We start from the raw sequence: 22,331 nt of genomic DNA, 5'->3' as shown, positions 1-22,331 counted from the left end.
CTATCATAGCCTTGGCTACATTGTTAAAAGTTGTTTTAACTGTGTGGAGGATCTTGATCCTGATGTCTTCGAGTTGATCATAGTATACTGCCATCTATTCATCTGACAAGAGGGATTTTATCATCCAGATATTCATAGCTGGGTGGCCGGCGGCGTTAGAAAGTGGTTGTTGCAGTGATCTGAAACCATAGTGTTGATAGATGGCCACAGCCGTAGCCAGTTCAGTAGAGGTTTCTAGATAAAGCTGTTCATAACCAGCTAGACGGGCTTCCTGGAATATCCGCTTTATCAACCTGCTGGAATAACCTTTGCCACGGCTATTCTTAGTGACGTACAGTTTTTGTAATTCAGCAATCTTATCAGACACAGGTGCAAAGCCACCACAGCCAACCAGCTGTCCTTCATCTTCCAGAACAAAGTAAGCTGCTCTCTCTTGCTGTTGATAATAGTCGGCCAAATGATCTAGATGAGAATCAAAGTAGACAGTTCCTGGTTTGTCAAGCCCGAATTCTTCTAGGCTGGCTCGAATGAGCTGCGCTACAGCTGAATTGTCTCTCACTTCCATTGGCCGTAAGTTCATCATTTGTCCTCCAATAGGATGTATCGACTAATTAAACAATACCTTGTGCAATCATAGCGTTTGCTACGTTTTCGAAGGCAGCGATATTTGCTCCTGCAAGGTAGTCAGTACCAAGACCGTATGTTTCAGCAGTTGTTTTAGCTGTATTGAAGATGTTTGTCATGATGTCTTTGAGGCGTCCATCAACTTCTTCACGGGTCCATGAAAGGCGAAGGCTGTTTTGGCTCATTTCAAGCGCTGATACAGCTACACCACCAGCGTTGGCAGCTTTGGCAGGACCGTAAAGGATTCCGTTTTCTTTGTAGACTTTAATCGCATCAAGGTCACTAGGCATGTTAGCACCTTCAGATACACAGATAACGCCTTGAGCAACCAAACGTTTAGCTGCTTCACCGTTGATTTCGTTTTGAGTCGCACATGGAAGAGCGATGTCGTAGTTACCAGCGTAAGTCCATACAGAACCTTCATGGTAAGTAGCAGTTGCTTTCTCAGCTGCATACTCAGTCAAACGAGCACGGCGTTTTTCTTTAACATCAACCAAAAGATCGAAGTCAATACCATTTTCGTCGATGACATAACCATTTGAGTCAGATACAGAGATAACAGTAGCGCCAAGTTCAGTTGCTTTTTGAAGAGCGTATTGAGCTACGTTACCAGAACCTGAAATAACCACTTTCTTACCAGCAAAACTGTTACCATTAGCTTTGAGCATTTCTTCAGTGTAGTAAACCAAACCATAACCAGTTGCTTCTGGACGAATCAAGCTACCACCAAATCCAAGAGGTTTACCAGTCAAGACACCCGCATCAAATTGGTTAAGACGTTTGTATTGTCCGTATAGGTAACCAATTTCACGTCCACCAACACCGATATCACCAGCAGGTACGTCAAGAGATGGTCCGATGTATTTTTGCAATTCTGTCATAAAGCTTTGGCAGAAGCGCATCACTTCAGCATCAGTCTTACCTTTAGGATCGAAGTCTGATCCCCCTTTACCTCCACCGATTGGAAGTCCAGTCAAGACGTTTTTAAAGATTTGTTCGAAACCGAGGAATTTCAAGATCCCTTGGTTTACAGTTGGGTGGAAACGAAGTCCGCCTTTATATGGTCCAACAGCTGAGTTGAATTGAACACGGTAACCACGGTTGACTTGGACTTTACCTTCACGGTCAACCCAAGGAACACGGAAAGAAATCACGCGCTCAGGCTCAGTGATGCGTGCCAAGATGTTTTCTTCGATATACTCGGGATGTTTTTCAAATACAGGTTCCAAAGTGCTGAAGAATTCTTCAACCGCCTGGAGAAATTCAGCCTCATGCCCGTTACGAGCTTTCACAGTTGCAAACACGCTTTGGATATAGTCTTTAGCAGATGTCATATCGTTCTCCTTTTGTTGTTATATTTTATTACATGAGCCATTATAGCAGAATTTTTTTTGAGTGTAAAGAAAAAAACAGAAATTTTCTAAAAATTCTTTCAATTTACAAAACCGAACGTTTTATATAGAAATTAGTTTCTCAAAGAGAAAATCTTAAAGTATGGTATAATATTAGAAATAAAAGGAATCTGGAGGATCAGAATCATGGTATCAACGAAAACACAAATAGCTGGCTTTGAGTTTGACAATTGCTTGATGAATGCGGCGGGTGTGGCTTGTATGACGATAGAAGAGCTTGAAGGAGTCAAAAACTCAGCGGCGGGTACTTTTGTTACGAAGACTGCGACCTTGGACTTTCGTCAGGGCAATCCTGAGCCACGATACCAGAATGTTCCACTTGGTTCTATCAACTCCATGGGCTTACCAAATAATGGCTTAGACTACTATTTGAACTATCTTTTGGACTTGCAGGAAAAAGAGCCAAACCGAACTTTCTTCCTATCTCTAGTTGGCATGTCTCCAGAAGAAACACATACCATCTTGAAAAAAGTGCAAGAGAGTGAATTCAAAGGACTGACAGAGCTTAATCTCTCTTGTCCAAATGTTCCAGGAAAACCTCAGATTGCTTATGATTTTGAGACAACAGATTGTATCTTGGCAGAAGTATTTGCCTACTTTACCAAACCTCTTGGAATCAAATTGCCACCTTATTTTGATATTGTTCACTTTGATCAAGCGGCAGCTATTTTCAACAAATACCCGCTCAAGTTTGTTAACTGTGTTAACTCTATCGGAAACGGCCTTTATATAGAAGACGAGTCGGTCGTGATTCGTCCTAAGAATGGTTTTGGTGGAATTGGTGGAGAGTATATCAAACCGACCGCTCTAGCGAATGTGCACGCCTTTTACCAACGTTTAAATCCCCAAATCCAAATTATCGGAACGGGTGGCGTTTTAACGGGGCGTGATGCCTTTGAACATATCCTCTGCGGTGCGAGTATGGTGCAAGTAGGGACCACTCTTCACAAAGAAGGTATCAGTGCTTTTGAACGCATTACCAATGAACTGAAAGCTATTATGGCGGAAAAAGGGTACGAGAACCTAGAAGATTTCCGTGGGAAATTGCGCTATATTGATTAAAGTTAGAAAAAAATCAGAAGAAAGGAGAGAAGATGCTAGCCATAGAAGAGAGTCAAAAGGTATCTCTATCAAATTTATCTAGCTTGATTCTATTTACAGGGACAGACCAGGGCCAGTTTGAAGTTATGAAGAGTCAAGTGTTGAAACAGATTGGTTATGATCCAGCTGATCTCAATTTTGCTTACTTTGATATGAAAGAAGTAGCCTATAAAGACTTAGAGTTGGAGTTGGTCAGTCTCCCTTTCTTTGCGGATGAAAAAATCGTGATATTAGACCATTTTGTCGATATTACAACAGCCAAGAAACGTTTTTTAACAGATGATGAGCTCAAGTCGTTTGAGGCATACCTTGATAACCCTTCACCGACGACTAAACTCTTGATTTTTGTGGAAGGAAAGTTGGATAGTAAAAGACGGCTGGTCAAATTGCTCAAACGAGATGCGACTGTCTTTGATGCTATTGAACCCAAGGAACAAGAATTGCGCCAGTATTTCCAAAAATGGAGTCAGACACAAGGTCTGCAGTTTGTGGGGCAATCCTTTGAAAATCTACTCATCAAGTCTGGTTTTCAATTTAGCGAAATCCAGAAAAATCTCCTCTTTTTACAGTCTTATAAGCCAGGCGATGTGATTGAGGAAAAGGATATTATCGAAGCCATTCCCAAGACTCTTCAGGACAATATTTTCGACTTAACTCAGTTTATTTTAGCTAAGAAGATTGATCAGGCCCGTGACTTGGTCAGAGACTTGACCCTGCAAGGGGAAGACGAAATCAAGCTCATAGCTGTCATGTTAGGACAGTTCCGAACCTTTACCCAAGTGAAAATCTTATCAGATTCTGGTCAAACGGAATCGCAGATTGTAAGCAGTCTGGGGACTTATTTGGGACGCAATCCTAATCCTTATCAAATCAAGTTCGCATTAAGAGATTCGAGAGGGATTTCCTTGGCTTTTCTCAAGCAAGCGATTTCTTATTTGATTGAAACAGACTACCAGATTAAGACAGGTGTCTATGAAAAAAGTTACTTGTTTGAAAAGGCACTCTTGCAGATCGCGGCTGAAGCAAATTGAGCAAAAAACTTGAAAAAAGAGGATGATTGCGTTATCATTTTCTTATAGAAAGAAAAAGAGGTATTACAGATGGCTATTATCTTACCAGACCTTCCATACGCGTATGACGCCTTGGAACCATACATCGATGCTGAAACAATGCACTTGCACCATGACAAGCACCATCAAACCTACGTCAACAATGCCAATGCTGCTCTTGAAAAACACCCTGAAATCGGTGAAGACCTTGAAGCTTTGCTTGCTGATGTAGAATCTATCCCAGCTGATATCCGCCAAGCGCTTATCAACAATGGTGGTGGACACTTGAACCACGCTCTTTTCTGGGAATTGATGACTCCTGAAAAGACTGCCCCTTCAGCAGAACTTGCAGCAGCAATCGACGCAACATTTGGTTCATTTGAAGAGTTCCAAGCAGCCTTTACAGCAGCAGCTACAACACGCTTTGGTTCTGGCTGGGCATGGTTGGTTGTCAACAAAGAAGGGAAGCTTGAAGTGACTTCAACAGCAAACCAAGATACACCAATCTCAGAAGGTAAAAAACCAATCTTGGGCTTGGACGTTTGGGAACATGCTTACTACGTGAAATACCGCAACGTGCGTCCTGACTACATCAAAGCTTTCTTCTCAGTGATTAACTGGAACAAGGTAGACGAGCTTTACGCAGCAGCTAAATAATAAAATATGGAGGGAAGAATTGTTCTTCTCTTTTTAAGGTTTTCAAGCAGAAGTCTGACAGAATCGTCAGACTTTTTTCATTTTCAGGATATTCGTGCCAACTTGTAGAAAATATGGTAAAATAGAGTGTTAAGTAATCGTGGAAAAGGAAGACTATGCGTAAAGAAATTTCACCTGAATTATACAATTATAACAAGTTTCCTGGCCCAGAATTTCAGATAAATGGGGATAAAGTTGAGACTGAAGGGATTGCTTTTACCTTGGTTGAAAATATCAAGGAGGCTTTCGATGTGACCGTCTTTAATCAGCGCTTTTCAGAAGTGTTGACCAAGTTTGATTATGTCGTAGGGGACTGGAGCAATGAACAGCTTCGCCTACGAGGTTTTTACAAAGACGATCGAACAGAGGAAAAAATTGAAAAAATCAGTCGCTTACAGGATTATCTTTTGGAGTACTGTAGTTATGGTTGTGCTTATTTTGTCCTAGAAAACCAAGCACCTAAGCGTGCTTCATTTGACAAGAAAATACGTAAAAAGGAAGAGGAGAATCTTCCTAGAAGAGGAAAGAAACCTTCGCAAAACAAGAGAAAACCAAATGCGGATAAGCGAAATAGACGTCGTCATAAGGACCAAAAGTCTCAGAAAGAGGACAAGGGACAGCGCCATTTTGTCATTCGTCAGAAATAGATAGAGAATAAGGAGAAGAGATGAAACCGTCTATTTATAGTTTAACACGTCAAGCCATGCAAGAATGGGTGTTAGAACAAGGAGAAAAGAAATTCCGAGCAGATCAGATTTGGGAATGGCTCTACCGTAAACGTGTCCAGTCATTTGAAGAAATGACCAACCTTTCCAAGGATTTGATTGCCAAGCTCAATGAGCAGTTTGTCGTAAATCCATTGAAACAACGCATCGTACAAGAGTCAGCTGACGGTACTGTTAAGTATCTTTTCGAGTTGCCAGATGGCATGTTGATTGAGACAGTACTCATGCGTCAACACTACGGTTTGTCAGTCTGTGTGACCACTCAGGTTGGCTGTAATATTGGTTGTACCTTCTGTGCGTCAGGCTTGATTAAGAAGCAACGTGATCTTAATAACGGTGAAATTGTAGCGCAGATCATGCTGGTTCAGAAATATTTTGATGAGCGTGGTCAGGACGAGCGTGTCAGTCATATTGTTGTCATGGGAATTGGAGAACCATTTGATAACTACAACAATGTGTTGAATTTCGTCCGCACCATCAATGATGACAAGGGGATGGCTATCGGTGCTCGTCACATCACTGTTTCAACTTCAGGTTTGGCCCATAAAATTCGTGACTTTGCTAATGAAGGCGTACAGGTCAATCTGGCTGTGTCTCTTCACGCACCCAATAATGAATTGCGCTCAAGCATCATGAAGATCAACCGTGCCTTTCCGATTGAAAAGCTCTTTGCAGCTATTGAGTACTATATCGAAACAACCAATCGCCGTGTGACCTTTGAATATATCATGCTCAATGAAGTCAACGATGGTGTTGAACAAGCCTTGGAATTGGCTGAATTGCTCAAGAATATCAAGAAATTGTCTTATGTAAACTTGATTCCCTATAACCCAGTTAGTGAACATGACCAATATAGCCGTAGTCCTAAAGAGCGCGTGATGGCCTTCTACGATACCCTCAAGAAAAAAGGGGTCAACTGTGTTGTCCGTCAAGAGCATGGTACAGATATTGATGCAGCTTGTGGACAATTACGCTCCAATACAATGAAACGTGACCGCCAGAAGGCAGTCGCAGCGGTAAATCCATAAAATGACTAAAAAAAGAGAATTAATCTTAAGATTGGGAGTGGCTATTTACAGTCTTTGCATTGTCTGTTTTTGTTTTACTCCCCAACCTCAACTTCCTACAGGAGTGGAAACTCCAGGTATTCAAACTTTTGGACGCCTGGTTTTTCTTTTAACTCCCTTAAACTCCTTTTGGAAACTGGGTGAAGTGACTAGTTTGGGACAAGTCCTTTGGATCTTTTTGCAGAACATTTTAAATGTCTTCTTGCTTTTCCCACTAGTCTTTCAACTGATCTATCTCTGCCCAAACTTGCGACAAACCAAAAAAATCATCCTTCTCAGCTTTCTACTGAGTTTAGGAATCGAGTGCACGCAACTGGTCTTAGACTTTTTCTTTGATTTTAATCGCGTCTTTGAGATTGATGATTTGTGGACCAATACCCTGGGAGGCTATCTGGCTTGGGTCCTCTATAAAGGACTGCATAAAAACAAGATAAGGAATTAGAATGAGTATTTTAGAAGTTAAAAATTTAAGTCACGGTTTTGGTGACCGTGCAATTTTTGAAGATGTGTCCTTCCGTCTCCTCAAGGGAGAACATATCGGTCTAGTCGGCGCCAATGGTGAAGGGAAATCAACCTTTATGAGCATCGTGACTGGTAAGATGTTACCAGATGAAGGGAAGGTGGAGTGGTCCAAATATGTGACTGCTGGCTATCTGGATCAGCACGCTGTACTAAAGGAAGGTCAAACCGTGCGTGATGTCTTGCGTACAGCCTTTGATGAGCTATTTAAAGCAGAAGCTCGTATCAATGACCTCTATATGGAAATGGCTGAAGACGGAGCGGATATCGACGCGCTCATGGAAGAAGTTGGCGAACTACAAGACCGTTTGGAGAGTCGTGACTTCTATACTTTGGATGCTAAGATTGATGAAGTAGCGCGTGCTCTGGGTGTCATGGACTATGGCATGGATACAGATGTAACAGCCTTATCAGGTGGACAAAGAACCAAGGTGCTTTTGGCTAAACTCCTCCTTGAAAAACCAGATATTTTGTTGCTTGACGAGCCAACCAACTACTTGGATGCTGAACACATTGACTGGCTCAAGCGTTATCTCCAAAACTATGAGAATGCCTTTGTCCTTATTTCGCACGATATTCCTTTCCTCAACGACGTAATCAATATCGTCTACCATGTGGAAAATCAACAGCTGACGCGTTACTCTGGTGACTATTACCAGTTCCAAGAAGTCTATGCTATGAAGAAATCTCAACTGGAGGCAGCCTACGAACGCCAACAGAAAGAGATTGCAGACCTCAAGGATTTCGTGGCTCGAAACAAAGCGCGTGTTGCAACGCGTAATATGGCCATGTCCCGTCAAAAGAAACTCGACAAGATGGATATTATCGAACTGCAAAGTGAGAAGCCAAAACCATCCTTTGATTTCAAAACAGCTCGTACGCCAGGGCGTTTTATCTTCCAAGCCAAGGACTTGCAGATTGGTTATGACCGTCCTCTGACTAAGCCTTTAAACCTCACCTTTGAACGCAATCAAAAGGTTGCTATTATCGGGGCAAATGGTATCGGGAAAACAACCCTCTTGAAGTCTCTCTTGGGCATTATTCCGCCAATCGCTGGGGAAGTTGAACGCGGTGATTACCTAGAACTTGGTTACTTTGAGCAAGAAGTAGAAGGTGGCAATCGTCAAACCCCTCTTGAAGCTGTCTGGAATGCCTTTCCTGCACTCAATCAGGCAGAAGTTCGTGCGGCCCTTGCTCGTTGTGGTTTGACAACCAAGCACATCGAAAGTCAAATTCAAGTCTTGTCAGGTGGGGAACAGGCCAAGGTGCGTTTCTGTCTCTTGATGAACCGTGAAAATAACGTCTTAGTGCTGGACGAGCCGACCAACCACTTGGATGTAGATGCCAAGGATGAACTCAAACGGGCGCTTAAAGAATACAAAGGAAGTATTCTAATGGTTTGCCACGAACCAGACTTTTATGAAGGCTGGATGGACCAAATCTGGGACTTTAACAAGCTAACTTAAAGGTGCTAAAAAAGCCAAGTCGAAATGACTTGGCTTTTTTGACTAGTAATTTAAATAGTTTTCAATTTCAGATTTCTCAATTTCTTTACCGTAGTGGCAAATCGGACAAGAAACGAAGTAACTTTTACCATAAGGAAAAAGTGGAATCCAGTAGAGGGTAAATTTGCGTCCAGTTTCTACGATCTCCCATGTGTCGACATTGTTACAGTGACCACATTCGATCGCTGTTTGCGTATGTCCCAAATCTTTCTGATAACCTTTAGAACCCCAAAATAAAATCATGTCATCGTCTCCTTATCTGTTGATGGCTTATTTTTTGCTGAAATCGTAGTCTTTTACCACTTCGATACTATCAATGGTGATAGCAGACGTTGGTTTGTCTTTCTCATCTTTTTCAGCCTTGGCAATTTTGTCAACAATATCCATGCCATCGATGACTTGACCAAAGACAGGGTGTTTGCCGTCTAGACTTGGATTTCCACCTTCTTTATAGGCTTCGATGATTTTCTTTGGATACTTGCTTGTAGGGAGTTTAGCTGAAATATCTGTTGAATTTTGGTTGATGAAGAACTGGCTACCGTTGGTGTTTGGTTGACCAGTGTTAGCCATAGCAAGGGCTCCTCGGATATTGTATAGGTAAGGAGAGATTTCATTTTTGAAACCAGTTCCCTTGTCCTTCGTTTTATCCTTATCATGCCAGATAGATTGGCCTCCTGTACCATCTCCCTTAGGATCTCCAGTTTGAACCATAAAGCCATCGATGACACGGTGGAAGGTGATGCCGTTATAGTAGCCTTCCTTAGCGTGAGTAAGGAAGTTTTCAACCGCAAGAGGTGCTAGTTTTGGAAAGAGTTTGATGCGGATATCGCCTTGATTTGTGTGTAAAATGACCTCAGCTTCGTCTTCAGCAACTTCCTTAGAAAGTTGAGGGAAGTTGGCATTGTCATTTGTCAAAGCGTCATTCAAATCTTTGGCAGCCTGAGCAGCTGCTTTTGAGCTTTCTTCAGCAGAGATACTAGAGTCGACATATTCATCACCACGGAGACCACGTTGGATACTAGTACATCCAACAAGGGCTACAGTTGATAGTAAAAGAAGGGTTGCTAGTTTTTTCATTGTTAACCTCTCAAAAATTCATTTCTACCATTGTACCTTAAAAGGAGTTTGATTTCAAATGTAAAAGATTTTACTAAAAATTTCTAGTAGTTAAAAAAATTAAGACTCTGTCAAGTTTTTTTCTTGACACCTGTCAGAAATCTGCTATAATAGAACATGTGCTAAATAGCTCAGCTATTTCACCGAAATAAAAAAATAAGAAAAGAGACATTAAAAAATGGCAGTTAAAATCCGTTTGACTCGTATGGGTTCTAAGAAAAAACCTTTCTACCGTATCAACGTAGCAGACTCACGTTCACCACGTGACGGACGTTTCATCGAAACAGTTGGGACTTACAACCCACTTGTTGCTGAAAACCAAGTAACTTTGAAAGAAGACCGCGTTCTTGCATGGTTGGCTGATGGAGCTCAACCTTCAGATACAGTTCGCAACATCCTTTCAAAAGAAGGCGTATTGAAAAAATTCCACGATTCTAAATTCTCAAAATAAGTTTAAAGTAGGTTGACAGATGGATACGATTGAAAATCTCATTATTGCGATTGTGAAACCTTTGATTTCACACCCTGATGCCTTAACTATCAAGATCGAAGACACGCCAGAGTTTTTGGAGTATCACTTGGATCTTGACCAAAGCGATGTCGGTCGTGTTATCGGTCGTAAGGGTCGCACTATCTCAGCGATAAGAACGATTGTCTACTCTGTCCCAACTGAAGACAAGAAAGTAAGAATCGTTATCGATGAAAAATAAAGAAAGCGGGACAGATGTCTCGCTTTTTTGTGGAGGAGAAGATGAAGGATTTAACCTTTAGACAATTACAAGCTTACTTACTCGAACATTACCAACAGTCTCGAACTGAGGAAGGCCTCTTTATCAAACTAGTGGAGGAAGTCGGAGAAGTAGCTGAGGTCTTGAATGGGCGCTCTGGTCGAAAAGAGGGCGTTCAGGACTCAAACGAGGAACTAGCCAAAGAACTGGCAGATATCATTCACTATACGGTTGCAATTGCGGCCATCAACGATATTGACCTAACCAAAACCATCTTTGACAAAGATAAGAAGTCTGCCATTAAGTATCAGCATGAAAGAGATTTGGAAGGATTTTTGAAGGGAGATTTGAGAAATATTGAACACTGATTATTTTTTAAAAATAGACTGGGCGATGTATATTGATTGGTTATTACGAATTATACAGATTTCGACTTTTATAGGTGTAATTTTAAAAATTAGTTTCCAGAATAAGGCCTATATTAATAATATCGAAATTCAGGCAATTAAACCAATCGAATTTGATTCCTTACTTACATACGAGATTTCATCATGTTTATGAGTTTAAACATAATAAAAATGATAAACATTATAACCATTTGATTTTTTATCCAAAAGAAGTTGATATTGAAATTGTAGAATTTTATTCTTTAATCTATGATTCAAAAAGTAATCGTTTAGTCGTTCAAGATAAAATACATACAGTCAAAAATTTAAAAAATTATACATGCTTATTGATTTATACAAATTTACCTGAGACTATACCTAGTTTAAGAATGAAATGGAAGACAAGTCAAGGTCAAATTGGGGAGTATACATTTTATAGTAATATGTATAACGGGAATATAAATATTTCTTCTTTTAAATATAAATTAACATTAAAGAGGAAACTACTAGCAATTTTGGGATTATAGCTGATTTTCTCCAACTTGTGAAAATCCCTGGAACGTGATAAAATAAAGGATAGAAATAGATACAGGAGACAAGATGAACTACTTTAATGTTGGGAAAATCGTCAATACGCAGGGTCTACAAGGTGAGATGCGAGTCTTGTCTGTGACGGATTTTGCTGAGGAACGGTTTAAAAAAGGGGCAGAGCTGGCTTTATTTGATGATAAAGACCAGTTTGTCCAAACAGTGACCATCGCAAGTCACCGTAAGCATAAGAACTTTGACATTATCAAATTCAAAGACATGTACCATATCAATGCGATTGAAAAGTACAAGGGCTATAGTCTCAAGGTCGCCGAGGAAGATTTGAACGATCTAGATGATGGAGAATTCTATTATCACGAGATTATCGGTTTGGATGTTTACGAGGGTGATAACTTGATAGGAACTATCAAGGAAATCCTACAACCGGGAGCCAACGATGTCTGGGTGGTAAAGCGAAAAGGTAAGCGAGATTTGCTTTTACCTTACATTCCGCCAGTAGTTCTCAATGTTGATATTCCAAACAAGCGGGTCGAAGTGGAAATCTTAGAAGGACTAGATGATGAAGATTGATATTTTAACCCTCTTTCCTGAGATGTTTTCTCCGCTGGAACACTCGATTGTTGGGAAGGCTCGAGAAAAAGGGCTCTTGGATATCCAGTATCATAATTTCAGAGAATATGCTGAAAAGGCCCGTCATGTTGACGATGAACCTTACGGAGGCGGTCAGGGGATGTTGCTAAGGGCTCAACCCATTTTCGATGCCTTTGATGCTATTGAAAAGAAAAATCCGCGCGTCATTCTCCTCGATCCAGCTGGAAAGCAGTTTGATCAGACTTATGCTGAGGATTTGGCTCAAGAGGAAGAACTAATCTTTATCTGCGGTCATTATGAAGGGTATGACGAGCGCATCAAGACCTTGGTAACTGATGAAATTTCCCTAGGAGACTATGTTTTGACTGGAGGAGAATTGGCGGCCATGACCATGATCGATGCGACTGTGCGATTGATACCGGAAGTGATTGGTAAGGAGTCTAGTCACCAGGATGATAGCTTTTCTTCGGGTCTTCTCGAATATCCTCAGTACACTCGCCCTTATAACTATCGAGGTATGGTCGTGCCAGATGTGCTCATGAGTGGGCACCATGAAAAGATTCGCCAGTGGCGGCTGTATGAGAGTCTAAAGAAAACCTACGAACGCAGACCTGACCTGCTAGAAAACTATAAACTGACAGCCGAAGAAGAAAAGATGCTGGCTGAAATCAAAGAAAACAAAGAATAAAGGAGAACCTTATGCAAGTAATCAAACGTAATGGAGAAATTGCTGAATTTGATCCAGATAAAATTTACCAAGCTGTTCTAAAAGCAGCCCAAACAGTTTATGTTTTGACTGATGACCTACGTCAAAACTTAGCTCAAGTTACTAAAAAAGTCGTTTTGGACTTGGAAGAAGCAAAAGTAGAACGTGCCACTATCAGCATGATCCAGTCAATGGTTGAGCACCGCTTGCTTGGAGCTGGCTACATTACAATCGCAGAACATTATATCTCTTATCGCTTGCAACGCGATTTGGAGAGAAGTGGTTATGGCGACCATATCGCTGTTCATCTTCATTTTGAACAAATTCGTTAAGAAAAAGAGTGGGATGCAAAGAACATCTCACTCTTTCTTAAATAGATTTTTCTGAGCTTTTTGTACGGTTGAGGGAACAAAACGAAGTCGTTTAATATCACTGATACGAATGATTCGGGTCACGTTTTTTGAAAAATTTTTGACGATAATTTGTTGGCGATTAGCATCGTGTTTAACAATATCACCCGTAAAACTTGTCTCAGCAAGTATGACATGAACAGCCGTCTTTCTTTGGATGGCTTGTTCAATCATAGCAGTGAGGGAGTTATCCTCGATTTGAGGATGATCATCATTCCCATTGAGAAAACCATGTAGTTTATCTAGAACTAGTTTGAATGTCTGTCTCATAGAATCCTCCCTTCTTATATATCCACATTATATAAAATTTTCCTAAAAACCACAAGATTTTTACGAATAGACTATAGAAAGCATATCACATAAAGGAGTTAAAATGGCAGAATTTACATTTGAAATCGAAGAACACTTGCTCACCTTGTCTGAAAATGACAAAGGATGGACAAAAGAACTAAATCGCGTTAGCTTTAATGGTGCCCCTGCAAAGTTTGACATTCGCGCTTGGAGCCCAGACCATACCAAAATGGGCAAAGGAATCACGCTTTCCAATGAAGAATTTCAGGTAATGGTCGATGCCTTTAAAGGGCAACAATAAAAAGAATCTTGAGTGCAACTCAAGATTCTTTTTTTAGGACACAATATAGTCACACAGAGAAGTTTTAGACAATTGAATAAAAGTCTCTCTATACTCTTCAGGTGGTGTTGGATCATCCTTACGAATCCAGACTTCAATGAAAGAGATTGCCATGGTCGTAATGATATAAGCGATGTCCTCTTTATTAAAATTATATTTCAGTTGGTAATTGACATTCTTTAGTACCCACTCTGAGTATGTTCCACGCAGAAATTCCTTCCAACATGGGTCGACTTGTGTGGTATACAAGGTGTTAACAATTTCCCTTTTTTCGTATATGAGAGGAAGTATATGGTCTGCTAAAAAGCTGATAGGATCTCCATCATTGCTAGGGCAGTACTTATTAAAGACGTTAAAAATGTGCTGATTGGTCTCTTCGTGAATGTATTCGATAATATCTTCAAAGTTGTTAAAATGCTTTTGATAAATCGCTTGTCGTGAAATACCAGCTTCAGCAGCAATTTCAGTCATTGTAAAGGAACTACGCTGAGGATTTTTCTTAGCTAGTGTGATGAGAGCTCTAATGATTAGCTCACGAGTATTCTTTGCCATAGAATTACCTTTCTACTTATAATTATTTACAGTTATTTTTGAATGAAGAAAAATCAGAATGTTCAAGTTAATATAAACAATCAATGAACATTAAATTTTCTGAATCTTTTAGGTAGCTCTATTGTATCACAAATAATTTATAAAATATAGCTCAATCATTGAAAATGCGTTTTCTGAAAAGTATACAATTGCTAAGAATCCAAAATCAATGGAAGCTTATTTGGTTTGAATCAATTAGAATACTTTTCTACTTTGCATATCGTGAATAGCTGTAATTTGAAGAATAAAACGATTAATATTCATACCGGTATAAGAATAGTCAAGTAGCTAAATAGTGTACAGTTGATTCTTAGAAAGGAAATAGTCCAGAACAATTGTTCTGGACTATTCTTTTATCTTGAAAAATATGGAAGGCTGTTCAATCGTTCGAGTAGGGGACGACTAATGAAACTAATGGCAATAATCTTACCAAGATCAGGGAGGATAAAGGGAAGGACACCGACAGCTAGTGCCTTATCAAATGGCATCCCGGCAAGGAAGTGGAGGCTGAGAATACCTCCGACAAAGACGAGTGAATCGCCCAAGAGGTTGGCTAGGAAAATGCGAATGTAGCTACTTTTTTGATGGATGAGATAAGATGTAAGTCCAGCATAGACAAGGTCGAACCAAAGATAGCCTGCACTTGGGCCGACTAAAACGTGAAATCCAGCTCCTCCCCCTGCAAAAACAGGTAAACCAATGGCACCCAGCAAGAGATAGAGAGCTACAGATAGAACAGCTTCTCTGGGTCTAAAAACAGTAGCAATCAGACCGATCGCAAAGTTTTGCAGAGTGAAGGGGACAGGACCGATAGGGAGACTGATTTGTGCCAATACGGCGATGAGAGCAGCACCTATAGCAGGGATAGCATAGATATGAGCTTTTTTCAAAACTGTTAACCTCTTTTCAAAATTATAGTAACTATTATACTAATTCAGAAACAAAAGTCAACCTATTTTTGGAATCAAGGTAACAATTTTGTAACGGCCGATTTTGCAAGTAAAAAGAGACCTCAAGAGGTCTCTTGCGATAATTAGCGCATGGTCACAAATTCTTCTGAAGCGGTTGGGTGGATTGCTACTGTAGCATCAAAGTCCGCCTTGGTTGCTCCCATCTTAATAGCAACAGCGAATCCTTGAATCATCTCATCCACTCCGTAACCAAGTCCGTGTAGGCCAACAACTTTTTCGTCAGTACCTGCAGTGATGAGTTTGAAGCGAGATTCTTGACGATGGCTTGTAACGGCTGAGTACATTGATGCAAAGCTTGACTTGTAGACTTTGATGTTATCTTGGCCGTATTCTTTGATAGCTTGATCCTCGGTCAAACCGACGGTTCCGATAGCAGGATGGGAGAAGACAACAGTAGGGATAGTCGTGTAGTCCATCTTGGCATTTGTTTTTCCATTAAAGAGACGTTCAGATAGGGTACGTCCTGCCTTGATGGCTACGGGGGTAAGTTCTTTCTCACCAGTAACATCTCCAAGAGCATAGATGCCATCTACAACTGTATTTTGATACTCATCCACTTGGATAAATCCACGTTGGTTGAGTGTGAGGCCAGCCTTTTCTAACTCAAGTCCGTCTACATTTGGACGGCGTCCAGTAGCCCAGATAACTTGGCTGGCAGTGTGACTAGAACCGTCTTCGAAATGAATCGTAATGCCTTGCTCCGTTTCTTCGAGCTTGACGGGTACCTTATGTGTGTGCAAAGGTAGACCTGTTTTTTCCATTTCATTGACAAGTCCTTCAACGATGTAACTGTCAAAACCACGCAAGGGACGATCGCGGCGGACAAACAAATCCGTTTTTACTCCAAGTGCATGGAGAACACCTGCTAATTCAACGGCGATATAGCCAGCTCCAAGAATCGCAACGGATTCAGGAAGTTGCTCCCAAGCAAAGACATCGTCTGAGCTGCCACCGAGTTCAGCTCCAGGAATAGTTGGGATGCTTGGACGAGCGCCAGTCGCAATCACGATATGCTTGGCACGAATCAATTCACCATTAACGCTAACGGTGTGGGAATCAACAAAATGAGCACGACCTTCAATCAAATCAACCCCGTTGCGCTTGAAACTTCCATCATAAGACGAGCGGGCACGATCGATGTAGGCTTCACGGTTTTGACGAAGTTTAGCAAAATCAAATTGAACATCTGAACTTGTAAAACCATAGTCAGGGCCGTAGTGGTGGAAGCTTTCAGCGATTTGAGCTCCATACCACATGATTTTCTTAGGAACACAGCCGACATTGACGCAGGTTCCACCTAATTTTTTCTCTTCGATAACAGCAGCTTTAGCACCGTGTTCGCCAGCGCGGTTCATAGTGGCAATGCCGCCGCTTCCTCCACCGATGGCGATGATATCATATTCTCTCATAGAAAACTCCTTATAGCTTTGATAGTCATATTCTATCGTTTTTATTTTTTGAATGCAAAAATCTGCTACGATAAAAAAATTATAAAAACGCTTGCCAAATTCAAAAAGATATTGTATTATATATCTAGCACAATAATCCAACAAACGAATACCGAACGAAATAATGATCCTGAATTGTCATTGTTTCCATCTGAACTGTCATTGTTTGGGCTTGGTGTTTCTGATATAATGGTTTTTGTAAGGCAAAAGAATAAAGGAGCTTAAAAATGAAAAGAAATAAGAAGGCAAAAAAATGGCAATTATACACAGCGATTGGTGTTGCCAGTGCTATTGTTATCGGTGCTGCGGGGATTTTGATTTTTAGACAACCTTCCCAGTCAGCAGTCAAGGAGGAAACATCTCATATCGTTACTGCTAAGGAAGGTTCTGTTGCTTCATCGGTTCTCTTGTCAGGTACGGTTACAGCCAAAAATGAACAATACGTTTATTTTGATGCTAGTAAGGGAGATTTAGATGAAATTCTCGTTTCAGTCGGGGACAAGGTCGAAGAAGGGCAAGCTTTGGTCAAATACAGCAGTGCAGATGCTCAAGCTGCCTATGATGCAGCCGATCGTGCAGTTGCAAAGGCAGACCGTCATATTGAGGAGTTAAACAAAGCTCGTGAAAATGCATCAGCTGTACCAGCTTCCCCACAGATTCCAACAGAAGCAGGACTCCCAGAACAAGCGCAAGCAACGACTTCTTCCGTATCCTCTATTGATTCTCAAATCAGTGATGCCAAGGATAACCGTGCAGATGCTGTGGCTCAGCTCAACAAGGCTCAAGCACAGCTAGATGCCGCAACTGTCCTCAGTACACTAGAAGGGACTGTAGTTGAAGTTAATCGTAATGTTTCCAAATCGCCAACAGGTAATAGCCAAGTGGTAGTACATGTCGTAAGTAATGAAAACTTGCAGGTCAAAGGGGAGTTGTCTGAATACAATCTTGCTAACCTTTCTGTAGGCCAAGAAGTTACCTTTACTTCGAAGGTTTACCAAGATAAGAGCTGGACAGGAAAAATCAGCTATATTTCTGATTATCCTAAAAACAATGGAGAAGCAGCAAATGCAGCCCTTGGAGGAAATACTGGATCTAAGTACCCTTATACTGTTGATGTGACTAGCGATATCGGTGAGTTGAAACAAGGCTTCTCTGTCAGTGTGGAAGTCAAAAACAAGAGTAAGGCCATCCTTGTTCCTTTGACAAGTGTTGTTACCGAAAATGACAAAAACTATGTCTGGATCGTTGACGACCAGAAAAAAGCGAAGAAGGTAGAAGTTACTTTGGGGAATGCGGACGCAGACAACCAAGAAATTACTTCAGGTTTGACAGACGGTGCCAAGGTCATCAGTAATCCAACATCTTCCTTGGAAGAAGGAAAAGAGGTGAAGGCTGATGAAGAAACTAATTAGTCTCAAAAATATCTGCAGGAGTTACCGAAATGGTGACCAAGAACTGCAGGTCCTTAAAAATATCAATCTAGAAGTTCATGAAGGTGAGTTTGTTGCCATTATGGGACCTTCTGGTTCTGGTAAGTCTACGTTGATGAATACCATCGGAATGTTGGATACACCAACCAGTGGAGAGTACTACCTTGAAGGGCAAGAAGTGGCAGGCCTGGGAGAGAAACAACTGGCCAAGGTCCGCAATCAGCAAATCGGCTTTGTCTTTCAGCAGTTCTTTCTCTTGTCCAAGCTCAATGCACTTCAAAACGTCGAATTGCCCTTGATTTACGCTGGTGTTTCGGCTTCAAAACGTCGAAAATTGGCTGAGGAATTTCTGGAAAAGGTTGAGTTGACGGAGCGCAGTCATCATTTGCCTTCTGAGTTATCAGGTGGTCAAAAGCAGCGTGTAGCGATTGCGCGTGCCTTGGTAAATAATCCCTCTATCATCCTAGCAGACGAACCCACAGGAGCCTTGGATACCAAGACAGGAAATCAAATCATGCAGCTGTTGGTGGAGTTAAACAAGGAAGGGAAAACCATTATCATGGTCACGCATGAGCCTGAGATTGCTGCCTATGCCAAACGCCGAATTGTCATTCGTGATGGTGTCATCTCGTCTGACAGTGCTCAGGTAGAAAAGGAGGAAAACTAAGATGCAGAATCTGAAATTTGCCTTTTCATCCATCATGGCCCACAAGATGCGCTCCTTCCTTACCATGATTGGGATTATCATCGGAGTTTCGTCTGTCGTTGTCATCATGGCTCTTGGCGACTCTATGTCTCGTCAGGTCAATAAAAACATGACCAAATCGCAGAAGGATATCCATGTATTTTTCTCTCCTATCAAGAGCAAGGATGGCTCCTTTACTCAGCGTCAGTCAGCTTTGACAGTCAGTGGGAAAGAAGAGGATGTTCATGTTGAACCGCCAAAACCACTAGAGTCTTGGGTCAAGGAGGCTGCTAAACTCAAAGGAGTAGACAGTTACTATGTCACTAACTCGACCAACGTCACCCTGTCTTATAAGGATAAGAAGGTTGAACGAGCGACTTTGACTGGTGGAAATAGCACCTACATGAACGCAGTTGAAAATGAAATCGTTGCGGGTAGAAGTCTAAGACCGCAAGACTACAAGGAATTTGCTAGTGTGATTTTGCTGGACGAAGAACTAGCCAAGAGTTTGTTTGATAGTCCAGAAGCTGCGGTTAATCAAGTCATCTCTGTCAATGAATTTAGTTACCGTGTGATTGGCGTTTATACAAGCAATGAAGCCAAAACTGCTAAAGCCTTTGGGATTGGTGGTCTTCCAATTACGACCAATATCTCTCTCGCAGCCAATTTTAATACTGATGAAATCTCGAACATCGTCTTTCGTGTCAATGATACTAGTCTAACGCAGACCTTGGGTCCAGAGTTGGCTCGAAAACTGACTGAGATTGCAGGTCTTCAGCAAGGGGAGTACCAAGTTGCGGACGCCACTGCCGCCTTCCAAGAGGTACAACAACTATTTGGTTTTATGACCACTGTTATCAGTGCCATCGCAGGAATCTCTCTCTTTGTCGGGGGAACTGGTGTTATGAATATCATGCTGGTTTCGGTGACAGAACGTACGCGTGAGATTGGTTTGCGTAAGGCTCTCGGAGCTACACGGGCTAATATCTTAGTTCAGTTTTTGATTGAATCCATGATCTTGACCTTGCTAGGTGGTGTCATCGGTCTTGGGATTGCTGCTGGAATGACCATGTTAGCTGGAGTACTGCTTCAAAACATGATTGCAGGTATTGAAGTTGGGGTTTCCCTCCCAATCGCTCTCTTTAGCTTGGCTGTGTCAGCAAGTGTTGGGATGATTTTCGGAGTCTTGCCGGCCAATAAAGCCTCTAAGCTCGATCCAATCGAAGCCCTTCGTTATGAATAAGATATAGAACAGGAGAAACAAGATGGACATTTGTCTGTCTTGTTTTTGTATGGATTTTCCTATCGAAAATCACCGAAAATATGATATAATGAAGTGTTAGAAAAACAGGTTTCATTTGCCTGGAAAGGAAAAATTATGTCTGAAAAGAATTTTTATATTACAACACCGATTTACTATCCATCTGGTAAACTTCATATCGGTTCTGCCTACACAACCATCGCTTGTGATGTCCTAGCTCGCTACAAACGCCTCATGGGCTACGATGTCTTTTATCTAACAGGTCTTGATGAGCATGGTCAAAAAATCCAGCAAAAAGCGGAAGAAGCTGGCATCACACCTCAAGCTTATGTTGACGGCATGGCGGTTGGCGTCAAAGAACTCTGGCAATTACTTGATATCTCGTACGATAAATTTATCCGTACGACGGATGACTACCATGAAAAAGTAGTGGCGCAAGTCTTTGAACGTTTACTTGCTCAAGATGACATCTACCTAGGTGAATATTCTGGTTGGTATTCAGTTTCAGATGAAGAATTCTTTACAGAAAGTCAGCTTGCGGAAGTTTTCCGTGATGAAGCTGGTAATGTAACTGGCGGTATTGCTCCATCAGGTCACGAAGTGGAATGGGTTTCTGAAGAGTCTTACTTCCTTCGCCTCAGCAAATACCAAGACCGTTTGGTTGAATTTTTCAAATCGCACCCTGACTTTATCACTCCAGATGGCCGTCTCAATGAAATGTTGAAAAACTTCATTGAGCCAGGTTTAGAAGATTTGGCAGTTTCTCGTACAACTTTTACCTGGGGCGTGCCAGTCCCATCAAATCCAAAACACGTTGTCTATGTTTGGATTGATGCCCTTCTTAACTATGCGACTGCTCTTGGTTACGGGCAAGACGATCATGCTAACTACGACAAGTTCTGGAATGGAACGGTCTTCCACATGGTAGGGAAAGACATCCTTCGTTTCCACTCTATCTACTGGCCAATTCTTCTCATGATGTTGGATATGAAATTGCCTGACCGCTTGATTGCCCACGGTTGGTTCGTCATGAAAGACGGCAAGATGTCTAAGTCTAAAGGGAATGTCGTTTACCCTGAAATGCTAGTAGAACGTTATGGACTGGATCCACTTCGTTACTACCTCATGCGTAGCCTTCCAGTCGGTTCAGATGGAACCTTCACTCCAGAAGACTATGTCGGCCGTATCAACTATGAATTGGCCAATGACCTTGGAAACCTCCTTAACCGTACGGTTTCCATGATCAACAAGTATTTTGATGGGCAAATCCCTGCCTATGTAGAGGGTGTAACAGAGTTTGACCATGCTCTTGCACAAGTAGCAGAGCAATCTATCACTGACTACCATACTCACATGGAAGCAGTTGACTACCCACGTGCCCTTGAAGCAGTCTGGACACTTATCTCACGTACCAACAAATACATCGATGAGACAGCCCCATGGGTCTTGGCTAAGGATGAAGAGCACCGTGACCAATTGGCAAGTGTCATGAGCCACTTGGCAGCCAGCCTTCGTGTTGTAGCTCACATGATTGAGCCCTTTATGATGGAAACTAGTCGCGCTGTATTGGCACAACTTGGTCTAGCAGAAGTTTCTAGCCTAGAAAACTTGAGCTTGGCAGATTTCCCTGCAGATGTGACTGTTGTTGCCAAAGGAACACCAATCTTCCCACGTCTGGACATGGAAGAAGAGATTGCCTATATCAAGGAACAAATGGAAGGCAACAAACCAGCAGTCGAAAAAGAATGGAATCCAGATGAAGTTGAACTCAAACTAAACAAGGATGAAATCAAGTTTGAAGATTTTGATAAGGTTGAAATCCGTGTCGCAGAAGTAAAAGAAGTTTCTAAAGTAGAAGGTTCTGATAAGTTGCTTCAATTCCGCTTGGATGCTGGAGATGGTGAAGATCGTCAAATTCTTTCTGGTATTGCAAAATACTATCCAAACGAACAAGAATTGGTCGGCAAGAAAGTCCAAATCGTTGCCAACCTCAAACCACGTAAGATGATGAAGAAATATGTCAGTCAAGGGATGATTCTCTCAGCTGAACATGATGGCAAATTAACCCTTCTCACAGTTGATCCAGCTGTACCAAACGGAAGTGTGATTGGGTAAAATCTATAGATAAAA

At 41.5% G+C, this 22,331-nt stretch carries 26 protein-coding genes; 18 read left to right on the top strand and 8 right to left on the bottom strand.

Going from position 1 to position 22,331, the window contains the following annotated elements:
- Positions 1 to 94: 94 nt before the first annotated feature.
- Both ACORHV_RS05635 and gdhA read right to left on the bottom strand, forming a co-directional pair.
- Positions 95 to 580: a GNAT family N-acetyltransferase gene (locus tag ACORHV_RS05635; protein ID WP_278276297.1), complete on the bottom strand. Its 486-nt coding sequence runs from the start codon at positions 578 to 580 to the stop codon at positions 95 to 97.
- A 31-nt stretch (positions 581 to 611) separates the two neighbouring features.
- Positions 612 to 1,958, bottom strand: a complete 1,347-nt coding sequence (gene gdhA, locus ACORHV_RS05630; RefSeq protein ID WP_000199520.1) for an NADP-specific glutamate dehydrogenase — start codon at positions 1,956 to 1,958, stop codon at positions 612 to 614.
- A 204-nt stretch (positions 1,959 to 2,162) separates the two neighbouring features.
- Here gdhA and ACORHV_RS05625 point away from each other — a divergent pair, with 204 nt between their 5' ends.
- The 7 genes from ACORHV_RS05625 to ACORHV_RS05595 all read left to right on the top strand — a co-directional run bounded on the left by ACORHV_RS05625 (position 2,163) and on the right by ACORHV_RS05595 (position 8,659).
- Complete coding sequence (locus ACORHV_RS05625; protein ID WP_084944619.1) at positions 2,163 to 3,098, top strand: dihydroorotate oxidase; 936 nt, start codon at positions 2,163 to 2,165, stop codon at positions 3,096 to 3,098.
- Between the two features lie 32 nt (positions 3,099 to 3,130).
- Entirely contained in the window at positions 3,131 to 4,168 is a 1,038-nt protein-coding gene (holA, locus tag ACORHV_RS05620; RefSeq protein ID WP_434397716.1) for a DNA polymerase III subunit delta, read from the top strand.
- A gap of 69 nt (positions 4,169 to 4,237) precedes the next feature.
- Positions 4,238 to 4,843 (top strand): superoxide dismutase SodA, encoded by a 606-nt coding sequence (gene sodA / locus ACORHV_RS05615; RefSeq protein WP_000974733.1) that lies wholly within the window; start codon positions 4,238 to 4,240, stop codon positions 4,841 to 4,843.
- 155 nt (positions 4,844 to 4,998) lie between these two features.
- Positions 4,999 to 5,529: a YutD family protein gene (locus ACORHV_RS05610; RefSeq protein WP_001224385.1), complete on the top strand. Its 531-nt coding sequence runs from the start codon at positions 4,999 to 5,001 to the stop codon at positions 5,527 to 5,529.
- Between the two features lie 20 nt (positions 5,530 to 5,549).
- Positions 5,550 to 6,635, top strand: a complete 1,086-nt coding sequence (rlmN, locus tag ACORHV_RS05605; RefSeq protein WP_000804751.1) for a 23S rRNA (adenine(2503)-C(2))-methyltransferase RlmN — start codon at positions 5,550 to 5,552, stop codon at positions 6,633 to 6,635.
- A 1-nt stretch (position 6,636) separates the two neighbouring features.
- Positions 6,637 to 7,116, top strand: a complete 480-nt coding sequence (locus ACORHV_RS05600) for a VanZ family protein (RefSeq protein WP_000163102.1) — start codon at positions 6,637 to 6,639, stop codon at positions 7,114 to 7,116.
- A gap of 1 nt (position 7,117) precedes the next feature.
- A complete protein-coding gene (locus tag ACORHV_RS05595) occupies positions 7,118 to 8,659 on the top strand; it encodes an ABC-F family ATP-binding cassette domain-containing protein (protein WP_000025360.1) in 1,542 nt (513 codons plus the stop codon).
- 42 nt (positions 8,660 to 8,701) lie between these two features.
- Here ACORHV_RS05595 and ACORHV_RS05590 read toward each other — a convergent pair whose 3' ends face one another.
- Together ACORHV_RS05590 and ACORHV_RS05585 are read right to left on the bottom strand one after the other, a co-directional pair.
- Complete coding sequence (locus ACORHV_RS05590; RefSeq protein ID WP_434397713.1) at positions 8,702 to 8,941, bottom strand: zinc-ribbon domain-containing protein; 240 nt, start codon at positions 8,939 to 8,941, stop codon at positions 8,702 to 8,704.
- 27 nt (positions 8,942 to 8,968) lie between these two features.
- Complete coding sequence (locus ACORHV_RS05585) at positions 8,969 to 9,775, bottom strand: peptidylprolyl isomerase (RefSeq protein ID WP_000731940.1); 807 nt, start codon at positions 9,773 to 9,775, stop codon at positions 8,969 to 8,971.
- A 217-nt stretch (positions 9,776 to 9,992) separates the two neighbouring features.
- On the opposite strand from ACORHV_RS05585, the gene rpsP reads away from it, so the two are divergent.
- The 6 genes from rpsP (at position 9,993) to ACORHV_RS05555 (ending at position 13,106) form a co-directional block, all read left to right on the top strand.
- The gene (gene rpsP / locus ACORHV_RS05580; RefSeq protein WP_000268760.1) at positions 9,993 to 10,265 is read left to right on the top strand and encodes a 30S ribosomal protein S16; all 273 of its coding nucleotides are present in this window, start codon (positions 9,993 to 9,995) and stop codon (positions 10,263 to 10,265) included.
- Positions 10,266 to 10,284: 19 nt separating this feature from the next.
- Positions 10,285 to 10,524 carry an RNA-binding protein KphA gene (gene kphA / locus ACORHV_RS05575; RefSeq protein ID WP_000379615.1) on the top strand — a complete coding sequence of 80 codons (240 nt, stop codon included), beginning with the start codon at positions 10,285 to 10,287 and terminating at the stop codon, positions 10,522 to 10,524.
- A gap of 41 nt (positions 10,525 to 10,565) precedes the next feature.
- Positions 10,566 to 10,910: a MazG nucleotide pyrophosphohydrolase domain-containing protein gene (locus ACORHV_RS05570; RefSeq protein WP_000654122.1), complete on the top strand. Its 345-nt coding sequence runs from the start codon at positions 10,566 to 10,568 to the stop codon at positions 10,908 to 10,910.
- Between the two features lie 618 nt (positions 10,911 to 11,528).
- Complete coding sequence (gene rimM, locus ACORHV_RS05565; RefSeq protein WP_001105876.1) at positions 11,529 to 12,047, top strand: ribosome maturation factor RimM; 519 nt, start codon at positions 11,529 to 11,531, stop codon at positions 12,045 to 12,047.
- Positions 12,037 to 12,756 (top strand): tRNA (guanosine(37)-N1)-methyltransferase TrmD, encoded by a 720-nt coding sequence (gene trmD, locus ACORHV_RS05560; protein ID WP_008289256.1) that lies wholly within the window; start codon positions 12,037 to 12,039, stop codon positions 12,754 to 12,756. Before rimM ends, trmD begins: the two co-directional genes overlap by 11 nt.
- Positions 12,757 to 12,767: 11 nt before the next feature.
- Positions 12,768 to 13,106 carry an ATP cone domain-containing protein gene (locus ACORHV_RS05555; RefSeq protein ID WP_001196045.1) on the top strand — a complete coding sequence of 113 codons (339 nt, stop codon included), beginning with the start codon at positions 12,768 to 12,770 and terminating at the stop codon, positions 13,104 to 13,106.
- A 27-nt stretch (positions 13,107 to 13,133) separates the two neighbouring features.
- Here ACORHV_RS05555 and ACORHV_RS05550 read toward each other — a convergent pair whose 3' ends face one another.
- Positions 13,134 to 13,454, bottom strand: a complete 321-nt coding sequence (locus ACORHV_RS05550; RefSeq protein ID WP_001250031.1) for a hypothetical protein — start codon at positions 13,452 to 13,454, stop codon at positions 13,134 to 13,136.
- 103 nt (positions 13,455 to 13,557) lie between these two features.
- On the opposite strand from ACORHV_RS05550, the gene ACORHV_RS05545 reads away from it, so the two are divergent.
- Entirely contained in the window at positions 13,558 to 13,776 is a 219-nt protein-coding gene (locus ACORHV_RS05545) for a YdbC family protein (RefSeq protein WP_000807417.1), read from the top strand.
- Positions 13,777 to 13,809: 33 nt separating this feature from the next.
- Here ACORHV_RS05545 and ACORHV_RS05540 read toward each other — a convergent pair whose 3' ends face one another.
- From ACORHV_RS05540 to gor, 3 genes are all read right to left on the bottom strand, one after another.
- Positions 13,810 to 14,367 carry a TetR/AcrR family transcriptional regulator gene (locus tag ACORHV_RS05540; protein WP_247942890.1) on the bottom strand — a complete coding sequence of 186 codons (558 nt, stop codon included), beginning with the start codon at positions 14,365 to 14,367 and terminating at the stop codon, positions 13,810 to 13,812.
- 392 nt (positions 14,368 to 14,759) lie between these two features.
- Positions 14,760 to 15,296, bottom strand: coding sequence for a biotin transporter BioY (locus tag ACORHV_RS05535; RefSeq protein WP_000709012.1), 537 nt, complete (start codon positions 15,294 to 15,296; stop codon positions 14,760 to 14,762).
- Positions 15,297 to 15,439: 143 nt separating this feature from the next.
- A complete protein-coding gene (gene gor / locus ACORHV_RS05530) occupies positions 15,440 to 16,786 on the bottom strand; it encodes a glutathione-disulfide reductase (RefSeq protein WP_434397707.1) in 1,347 nt (448 codons plus the stop codon).
- 266 nt (positions 16,787 to 17,052) lie between these two features.
- Between gor and ACORHV_RS05525 the strand changes: the two genes are divergently transcribed.
- The 4 genes from ACORHV_RS05525 (at position 17,053) to metG (ending at position 22,316) form a co-directional block, all read left to right on the top strand.
- The gene (locus ACORHV_RS05525; RefSeq protein WP_434397705.1) at positions 17,053 to 18,237 is read left to right on the top strand and encodes an efflux RND transporter periplasmic adaptor subunit; all 1,185 of its coding nucleotides are present in this window, start codon (positions 17,053 to 17,055) and stop codon (positions 18,235 to 18,237) included.
- On the top strand, positions 18,221 to 18,922 hold the full coding sequence (locus ACORHV_RS05520; RefSeq protein WP_278276143.1) for an ABC transporter ATP-binding protein: 702 nt from the start codon (positions 18,221 to 18,223) through the stop codon (positions 18,920 to 18,922). The genes ACORHV_RS05525 and ACORHV_RS05520 overlap by 17 nt, the downstream gene beginning before the upstream one ends.
- 1 nt (position 18,923) lies before the next feature.
- Positions 18,924 to 20,183 (top strand): ABC transporter permease, encoded by a 1,260-nt coding sequence (locus tag ACORHV_RS05515; RefSeq protein WP_033606364.1) that lies wholly within the window; start codon positions 18,924 to 18,926, stop codon positions 20,181 to 20,183.
- Positions 20,184 to 20,318: 135 nt separating this feature from the next.
- The gene (gene metG, locus ACORHV_RS05510) at positions 20,319 to 22,316 is read left to right on the top strand and encodes a methionine--tRNA ligase (RefSeq protein ID WP_434397702.1); all 1,998 of its coding nucleotides are present in this window, start codon (positions 20,319 to 20,321) and stop codon (positions 22,314 to 22,316) included.
- The last annotated feature ends 15 nt before the right edge of the window (positions 22,317 to 22,331 follow it).

The sequence above is a fragment of the Streptococcus sp. KHUD_016 genome, assembly GCF_051106465.1.
In the GTDB taxonomy this organism is placed as follows: domain Bacteria; phylum Bacillota; class Bacilli; order Lactobacillales; family Streptococcaceae; genus Streptococcus.
This window is presented reverse-complemented; position numbering and strand designations above follow the sequence as displayed.

Bases quoted from the DNA above. Each gene is read 5' to 3' on its own strand.
- ACORHV_RS05635 (WP_278276297.1), bottom strand. From the start codon at position 580: ATGAACTTACGGCCAATGGAAGTGAGAGACAATTCAGCTGTAGCGCAG.
- gdhA (WP_000199520.1), bottom strand. From the start codon at position 1,958: ATGACATCTGCTAAAGACTATATCCAAAGCGTGTTTGCAACTGTGAAA.
- ACORHV_RS05625 (WP_084944619.1), top strand. From the start codon at position 2,163: ATGGTATCAACGAAAACACAAATAGCTGGCTTTGAGTTTGACAATTGC.
- holA (WP_434397716.1), top strand. From the start codon at position 3,131: ATGCTAGCCATAGAAGAGAGTCAAAAGGTATCTCTATCAAATTTATCT.
- sodA (WP_000974733.1), top strand. From the start codon at position 4,238: ATGGCTATTATCTTACCAGACCTTCCATACGCGTATGACGCCTTGGAA.
- ACORHV_RS05610 (WP_001224385.1), top strand. From the start codon at position 4,999: ATGCGTAAAGAAATTTCACCTGAATTATACAATTATAACAAGTTTCCT.
- rlmN (WP_000804751.1), top strand. From the start codon at position 5,550: ATGAAACCGTCTATTTATAGTTTAACACGTCAAGCCATGCAAGAATGG.
- ACORHV_RS05600 (WP_000163102.1), top strand. From the start codon at position 6,637: ATGACTAAAAAAAGAGAATTAATCTTAAGATTGGGAGTGGCTATTTAC.
- ACORHV_RS05595 (WP_000025360.1), top strand. From the start codon at position 7,118: ATGAGTATTTTAGAAGTTAAAAATTTAAGTCACGGTTTTGGTGACCGT.
- ACORHV_RS05590 (WP_434397713.1), bottom strand. From the start codon at position 8,941: ATGATTTTATTTTGGGGTTCTAAAGGTTATCAGAAAGATTTGGGACAT.
- ACORHV_RS05585 (WP_000731940.1), bottom strand. From the start codon at position 9,775: ATGAAAAAACTAGCAACCCTTCTTTTACTATCAACTGTAGCCCTTGTT.
- rpsP (WP_000268760.1), top strand. From the start codon at position 9,993: ATGGCAGTTAAAATCCGTTTGACTCGTATGGGTTCTAAGAAAAAACCT.
- kphA (WP_000379615.1), top strand. From the start codon at position 10,285: ATGGATACGATTGAAAATCTCATTATTGCGATTGTGAAACCTTTGATT.
- ACORHV_RS05570 (WP_000654122.1), top strand. From the start codon at position 10,566: ATGAAGGATTTAACCTTTAGACAATTACAAGCTTACTTACTCGAACAT.
- rimM (WP_001105876.1), top strand. From the start codon at position 11,529: ATGAACTACTTTAATGTTGGGAAAATCGTCAATACGCAGGGTCTACAA.
- trmD (WP_008289256.1), top strand. From the start codon at position 12,037: ATGAAGATTGATATTTTAACCCTCTTTCCTGAGATGTTTTCTCCGCTG.
- ACORHV_RS05555 (WP_001196045.1), top strand. From the start codon at position 12,768: ATGCAAGTAATCAAACGTAATGGAGAAATTGCTGAATTTGATCCAGAT.
- ACORHV_RS05550 (WP_001250031.1), bottom strand. From the start codon at position 13,454: ATGAGACAGACATTCAAACTAGTTCTAGATAAACTACATGGTTTTCTC.
- ACORHV_RS05545 (WP_000807417.1), top strand. From the start codon at position 13,558: ATGGCAGAATTTACATTTGAAATCGAAGAACACTTGCTCACCTTGTCT.
- ACORHV_RS05540 (WP_247942890.1), bottom strand. From the start codon at position 14,367: ATGGCAAAGAATACTCGTGAGCTAATCATTAGAGCTCTCATCACACTA.
- gor (WP_434397707.1), bottom strand. From the start codon at position 16,786: ATGAGAGAATATGATATCATCGCCATCGGTGGAGGAAGCGGCGGCATT.
- ACORHV_RS05525 (WP_434397705.1), top strand. From the start codon at position 17,053: ATGAAAAGAAATAAGAAGGCAAAAAAATGGCAATTATACACAGCGATT.
- ACORHV_RS05520 (WP_278276143.1), top strand. From the start codon at position 18,221: ATGAAGAAACTAATTAGTCTCAAAAATATCTGCAGGAGTTACCGAAAT.
- ACORHV_RS05515 (WP_033606364.1), top strand. From the start codon at position 18,924: ATGCAGAATCTGAAATTTGCCTTTTCATCCATCATGGCCCACAAGATG.
- metG (WP_434397702.1), top strand. From the start codon at position 20,319: ATGTCTGAAAAGAATTTTTATATTACAACACCGATTTACTATCCATCT.